The sequence below is a fragment of the Mycobacterium sp. genome (assembly GCF_040509115.1).
GTDB lineage: Bacteria > Actinomycetota > Actinomycetes > Mycobacteriales > Mycobacteriaceae > Mycobacterium.
Window position 1 is genome coordinate 1 of sequence record NZ_JBEVLO010000105.1, and the last position, 5,508, is coordinate 5,508.

The following is a 5,508-nucleotide window of genomic DNA, read 5'->3' on the forward strand; positions in this document are numbered from 1 at the left end:
AGCAGCGCTACTCGGTGCCCGTCGGTGGTCACGGGTGGATCGGACCGGGTGCCGAGGCCAACGGCTACGCGGAGGGCACCGAGACGCCGCCGGACCTGAAGGAGAGTTACAGTCTGGGCGCCGAGACGGCGACGGGAAACGCCGAGATTGATCGAATCTGGTTCGCGCCCAACGTCTGGCCCGCCGAAGTGCCCGAACTACGGGCGTTGGTCACCGAGTACACGGCTGCGGTGCGACGCGTGTCCGACGATCTGCTGGCGCTGTTCGCGCATGCCCTCGGATTGGCGTCCAATCCATGGGCCGAGCTCGCCAGCCGTCCCACGTGGACGATGAACATCAACCACTATCCGCCCGTCAGCGTGGTCGGCGAACCGGAGCCGGGCCAGTTCCGCATCGGCCCGCATACCGACTTCGGCACCGTCACGGTGCTCGATCGCGAGCCGGGAGCTGGTGGGCTGCAGGTCTATTCGGAAGCCGAGGGCTGGGCCGACGCACCGTACGATCCCGCGGCGTTGACGGTCAACATCGGTGACCTGTTGGAGTATTGGAGTGGCAGGCGCTGGCCGTCGGGCCGGCATCGGGTGTTGCCGCCGCAGCCCGAAGCGCCGGAGGAGGATCTGGTGTCGCTCATCTACTTCTACGAGGCCAATCACGACGCGCTCGTCGCACCACTGGATCCGCCGATCGGCCAGGTGGCCGGTCTGGAACCGGTGACGACCGCGGACTTCATCAAGGAGCGTCTCGAGGCGATCACCGTCGGTTAGCAGTCGCTATCCCTGCACCGTCGGTCGGATCGAGAGTTCCCCGATCTCGACCTCCCAGGGCTGGTCGACGGCGAACTCGACGGCCCTCGCGATCGCGTCCGGGTCGAGGGCGAATGCTTCCATGCCGCTTGCGATCTCGGCGCGGATCGCCGGGTCCGTGATGGAGTCGCCGAAGTCCGTGCGCACATACCCCGGTGAGATCGCCGTGGTCTTGAGCGTCCCGTCGGTGGACTCCTGGCGCAATCCCTCGAGGACCGTACGGACGGCGTTCTTGGTGGCGGCGTACACAGCCATCGTCGGCACGATCTTGAGTCCGGCGGTCGAGACGATGGTGACGAAGTGTCCGCGGCCCTGTTGCTCGAAGACGGGAAGCGCGGCGTCGATGCCGTGCAGGACGCCGCGCAAATTGACGTCGATCATCGCGTCCCAGTCCGCCCGGCGGCGCGCGGTCATCGGTGAGATCGGACCGATCCCGGCATTGCTCACCAACACGTCTAGCCTGCCGAACTCGGACACGGCGGTCTCGACGAGCTGCCGTAGGTCGTCGGCGCGGGTGACGTCCACGGTGACCGCGCAGGCGCGGCCTCCGGCAGCGCGGATTTCCGAGGCCAGCGCGTCGAGGCGGTCGGCGCGGCGCGCTCCTAGGACTACGGCGGCCCCGCGGCCCGCGAGCCGTCGCGCCGTCGCGGCGCCGATACCGCCGCTGGCGCCGGTTATCGCCACCACCTTGTCTTCGAGCTTGTCGTCGAGCCTGTCTTCGCGCTTGTCGTCGAGCGAAACCATCGTTAACCTCCTGAGTCAATGCGGACAAAGTGTCCACTTCATCAAAACGGACAATATGTCCACTTTCAACCCGTGCGCAAGCGTGCAGGGTCGACGAGGGCGAGGAGGGGTGGTGTCGGAGCGCACCGACGTGGCACGGAACCGGGCCGTGATCATCGAGGCCGCCCGTCAGGTCATCACCGAACCGGGCGAGCTCAAGCTCAGCGCGGTGGCGAAACGAGCGGGAGTGGGCCAGGGCACGCTGTATCGCCACTTCGCCACCCGCGACGAGCTGGTGCGCGCGTTGTACGACAGGGAGATCGACGAACTCGTGGCCCTCGCCTATGAATTGCTCGACGCGTATCCACCGGACGAGGCCCTCGCGCAGTGGTTCACCCAGCTCGCGGCCTACGCGCGGGTGAAGTTCGGAGTGATCGCCGCCGTCGAGGCCTCGGTGTGGCAGGACATCGGGGCGCAGACCCTCGGCAAGCTCGGCGACGCACTCACCGCGCTGCTTGCGGCGGGTCGGGCAAGCGGCGTGCTGCGCGCTGACGTCGACTCGCGCGACGTGATCCTGCTGTCCTGGTTCCTGGCCCACGTCGAGGAGGACGAATGGGCCGAGCGAACCCCGCGCCTACTCGCCGTGCTGCTCGACGGACTGACGGTTCATTAGTCGAGGAACGCCTCGATGCCTACGCCGTTGGCCAGCGGATCGGTTTCCGGATCGTAGATGGCGTCGAGGCGGGCGAGCGCGTGCGCGCTCAGCGTGATGTCACCGACGGCGAGGTTCTCCGCGAGGTGGTCGATGGAACGGGTGCCTGCGATGAGCAAGGTGTTGGGGGTGTGAGCCAGCAGCCACGCCAGGCCGACTTGCGATGGCGTGGAACCGATTTCGTTGGCGATCTCGCGCACCACCGGATCATTGCTCACCTTGGGGAAGCCGGGGAACGCCGACCCGAGCGGGAAGTACGGCACCCATGCGACGTCCTCGACGACGCACAGCTCGAGCAGCTCCTCCTGGGATCGGTTCAGCAGGCTGTAGGCGTTCTGCACGCACACGATGCCCGCCGGGAGTGCCCGGCGAACGATCTCGGGTGGCACGCTGCTGATACCGATCGCGCCGATCTTTCCCTCGTCGCGCAGCGCGACCATCTCGGCGAGCTGGTCGTCGAGATCGACGATCTGATCGCCTTCGGCCTGCAGTCCGGGTCCCAGGTCGAGACGGCGCAGGTTCACCACGTGGACCCGGTCGAGTCCAAGCTGGGCGAGGTCGGCCTCGACCGCCGCCCGGAGTTCGGCGGGCTTCTGCGCCGGGGCAAGGGGAATGCGTCCGCCGGTGACGCTCCTGGCGCCCACCTTGCTGACGATCACCAGATCGTCCGGGTACGGGGTGAGGGCGGCCCGGATGCGCCGGTTCACTTCGCCGTCCGAGTAGAACGAGGCCGTGTCGACGTGGTTCACGCCGAGTTCCACGGCGCGACGCAGCAGGGCCACGGCGTCGTCGGTCGAAATGGAGTCGGGTTCCAGTTGCATGGCGCCGTAACCGATGCGTGCGACCTCGGACGAACCGAGCCGTGCCAAACCCCCTGGCAGAAGTACGTTGGCCATGACGCTCCTAGATGCGATACTCGACAAGGCGGAGGATCCTCCGCTTAATCCGACGATAGCAGAAACGGAGGAGCCTCCGCTATGGCAAGTGTGCGAGCCGATGCGCACCGCAACCGAGAAAGGCTGTTGGCGGCGGCCACCGCGGCCTTCGCGGCGGCTGACGGCACCACCGTCTCGCTCGAAGCCATCGCACGCGATGCGGGCGTCGGCATCGGCACCCTCTACCGGCACTTTCCGAACCGGGAGGCGCTGATCGAAGCCGTGTATCGCACCGAGTTGGCGGAGGTGTCCGAATCTGCGTTTGACCTGCTGGAGCATCACGCCCCCGTCGCCGCGCTGCGTCACTGGATGAACCGATACGCCAGCTTCGTCGCCACGAAACAGGGCATGGCGGAGTCGCTGGGCGTCATGTTCGCCTCCGGCGCCGTCGAGCCGGGTGACACCCGCGCGAGCATCCTCGGCGCCATGGAGACACTGCTGGCGGCGGGGCGAGCGGAGGGGTCGCTGCGGTCTGACGTGAGCGCCGACGACGTCGTGTCCAGCCTCATCGGAATCGCCATCGCGAGCAGCTCGACCGACCAGGCCAATCGCATGCGCAACCTCCTCGTCGACGGTCTGAGGAAGACCCGCTAGGCGCCAAGTAAGGTGACCGCCATGCGCGTCTACCTCGGCTCTGACCACGCCGGATTCGAACTCAAACAGGCCATCGTCGAACACCTCGAGTCAAGCGGCCACGAGCCCATCGACTGCGGTGCCTTCACCTATGACGCCGAGGACGACTACCCCGCGTTCTGCATCGCCGCCGCCGAGCGAACGGTTGCCGATCCGGAGAGTCTCGGCATCGTCATCGGCGGCTCGGGCAATGGCGAGCAGATCGCCGCCAACAAGGTACCGGGCGCCCGGTGCGCCCTGGCGTGGAGTGTCGAGACGGCATCCCTGGCCCGTCAGCACAACAACGCGCAGCTGATCGGCATCGGCGGGCGGATGCACACCGTCGCCGACGCCCTCTCCTTCGTCGACGCGTTCCTGACCACCGCGTGGTCCGAGGCGCCGCGCCACCAGCGCCGCATCGACATCCTCACCGAGTACGAGGCCACCCACGTCGCACCGCCGGTGCCAGGCGCCTGAGGCATGCCAGAAGGGCACACGATCCACCGGCTGGCCCGGCTGCACCAGAGGCGGTTCGGTGGGGCGCCGGTCATCGTGACCAGCCCGCAGGAGCGCTTCGCCGACGCCGCGGAAGCCGTCAGCGGGCGGGTGCTTCGCAAGGCCGACGCCTACGGCAAGCACCTCTTCCACCACTATCAGGGCGGTGCGGTGGTGCACGTCCACCTCGGCCTCTACGGCAAGTTCACCGAACAACCCGTACCCATGCCGGCGCCCGTCGGGCAGGTGCGGATGCGGATGGTGGGCGAGGAGTACGGCACCGACCTGCGTGGTCCGACGGCCTGCGAGGTCATTCATCAGGTCGAGGTCGACGACATCATTGCCAGGTTGGGACCCGATCCGTTGCGGCGCGCGCCCGATCCCGCCCGGGCATGGACTCGAATTAGCAAGTCCCGCAGACCAATCGGTGCATTGCTGATGGATCAAAAGGTGATCGCCGGCATCGGCAACGTCTACCGCAACGAACTGCTGTACCGCCACCTGATCGACCCGCACCGGCCTGGCACCCACGTGAGTGAAGCCGAGTTCGACGCCGCGTGGACCGACCTCGTTGCCCTGATGAAGGTGGGCGTGAGCCGCGGCAAGATCATCACGATCCGACGTGAAGACGACAACGGCCCGGAGGGTATTCGGGGAAGGCCGCGGTCGTACGTCTACCGCCGTGCCGGTGAGCCGTGTCGGGTATGCCGCACGCCGATCCGCACCGAGGTGATGGAGGGGCGCAACCTCTTCTGGTGTCCCACCTGTCAACGGTGACACTCCCCGGTCGCTTCGCTCCTGCCCGCCGGTGACACTCCCCGGTCGCTTCGCTCCTGCCCGCCGGTGACACTCCCCGGCCGATTCACGGTCTCGGCGGGTGCTGGGCGCCGATAGACGCGAGAATCGGCGGGTGGAACTCATCCTCGTCGTCGTTGGGGCCATCGTCGTCACCGCCGTTGCGCATCGGCGCGGCATGGAACCCGCCCTGATCATGGTGGTACTCGGTGGTGCGGTGTCGTTCCTCCCGGAGTTCGAAGCGCCGGAACTCGATTCGCACATCCTGCTGACCGTGGTGCTGCCGCCGCTGCTCTACTCCGCGGCGTTGAACTTCTCGTTCCCCACGTTCATGCGGAACATCAGGCCGATTCTCGGCCTCGGTGTCGGCCTGGTGGTGATCAGCGCGTTCGCGGTCGCCGCGGTGTCGGCGTGGCTGGTGGTCGTGCCGCTG

The 5,508-nt window shown here is 67.4% G+C and carries 8 protein-coding genes; 6 read left to right on the forward strand and 2 right to left on the reverse strand.

Features of this window, described 5'->3' with window-relative positions; genetic code table 11:
• Window positions 1-764, forward strand: a 764-nt coding sequence (locus ABW137_RS08655; protein ID WP_526398896.1) for an isopenicillin N synthase family dioxygenase, incomplete at its 5' end; no start/stop codon positions are given.
• A 6-nt stretch (window positions 765-770) separates the two neighbouring features.
• Here the strand turns inward: ABW137_RS08655 and ABW137_RS08660 are convergent.
• The gene (locus ABW137_RS08660; RefSeq protein ID WP_526398898.1) at window positions 771-1,547 is read right to left on the reverse strand and encodes an SDR family oxidoreductase; all 777 of its coding nucleotides are present in this window, start codon (window positions 1,545-1,547) and stop codon (window positions 771-773) included.
• A 112-nt stretch (window positions 1,548-1,659) separates the two neighbouring features.
• Here ABW137_RS08660 and ABW137_RS08665 point away from each other — a divergent pair, with 112 nt between their 5' ends.
• Window positions 1,660-2,199 (forward strand): TetR/AcrR family transcriptional regulator, encoded by a 540-nt coding sequence (locus ABW137_RS08665; RefSeq protein WP_526398899.1) that lies wholly within the window; start codon window positions 1,660-1,662, stop codon window positions 2,197-2,199.
• Here the strand turns inward: ABW137_RS08665 and ABW137_RS08670 are convergent.
• Window positions 2,196-3,134 carry an aldo/keto reductase gene (locus ABW137_RS08670; protein WP_526398901.1) on the reverse strand — a complete coding sequence of 313 codons (939 nt, stop codon included), beginning with the start codon at window positions 3,132-3,134 and terminating at the stop codon, window positions 2,196-2,198. The genes ABW137_RS08665 and ABW137_RS08670 overlap by 4 nt on opposite strands.
• An 81-nt stretch (window positions 3,135-3,215) precedes the next feature.
• Here ABW137_RS08670 and ABW137_RS08675 point away from each other — a divergent pair, with 81 nt between their 5' ends.
• The 4 genes from ABW137_RS08675 to ABW137_RS08690 form a co-directional block, all read left to right on the forward strand.
• A complete protein-coding gene (locus ABW137_RS08675) occupies window positions 3,216-3,767 on the forward strand; it encodes a TetR/AcrR family transcriptional regulator (RefSeq protein ID WP_526398903.1) in 552 nt (183 codons plus the stop codon).
• Between the two features lie 21 nt (window positions 3,768-3,788).
• Window positions 3,789-4,262 carry a ribose-5-phosphate isomerase gene (locus ABW137_RS08680; RefSeq protein WP_526398905.1) on the forward strand — a complete coding sequence of 158 codons (474 nt, stop codon included), beginning with the start codon at window positions 3,789-3,791 and terminating at the stop codon, window positions 4,260-4,262.
• Between the two features lie 3 nt (window positions 4,263-4,265).
• Complete coding sequence (locus tag ABW137_RS08685; protein WP_526398907.1) at window positions 4,266-5,057, forward strand: Fpg/Nei family DNA glycosylase; 792 nt, start codon at window positions 4,266-4,268, stop codon at window positions 5,055-5,057.
• Window positions 5,058-5,190: 133 nt separating this feature from the next.
• Window positions 5,191-5,508: cation:proton antiporter domain-containing protein (locus tag ABW137_RS08690; RefSeq protein ID WP_526398909.1), on the forward strand; the 318-nt coding region annotated here is incomplete at its 3' end.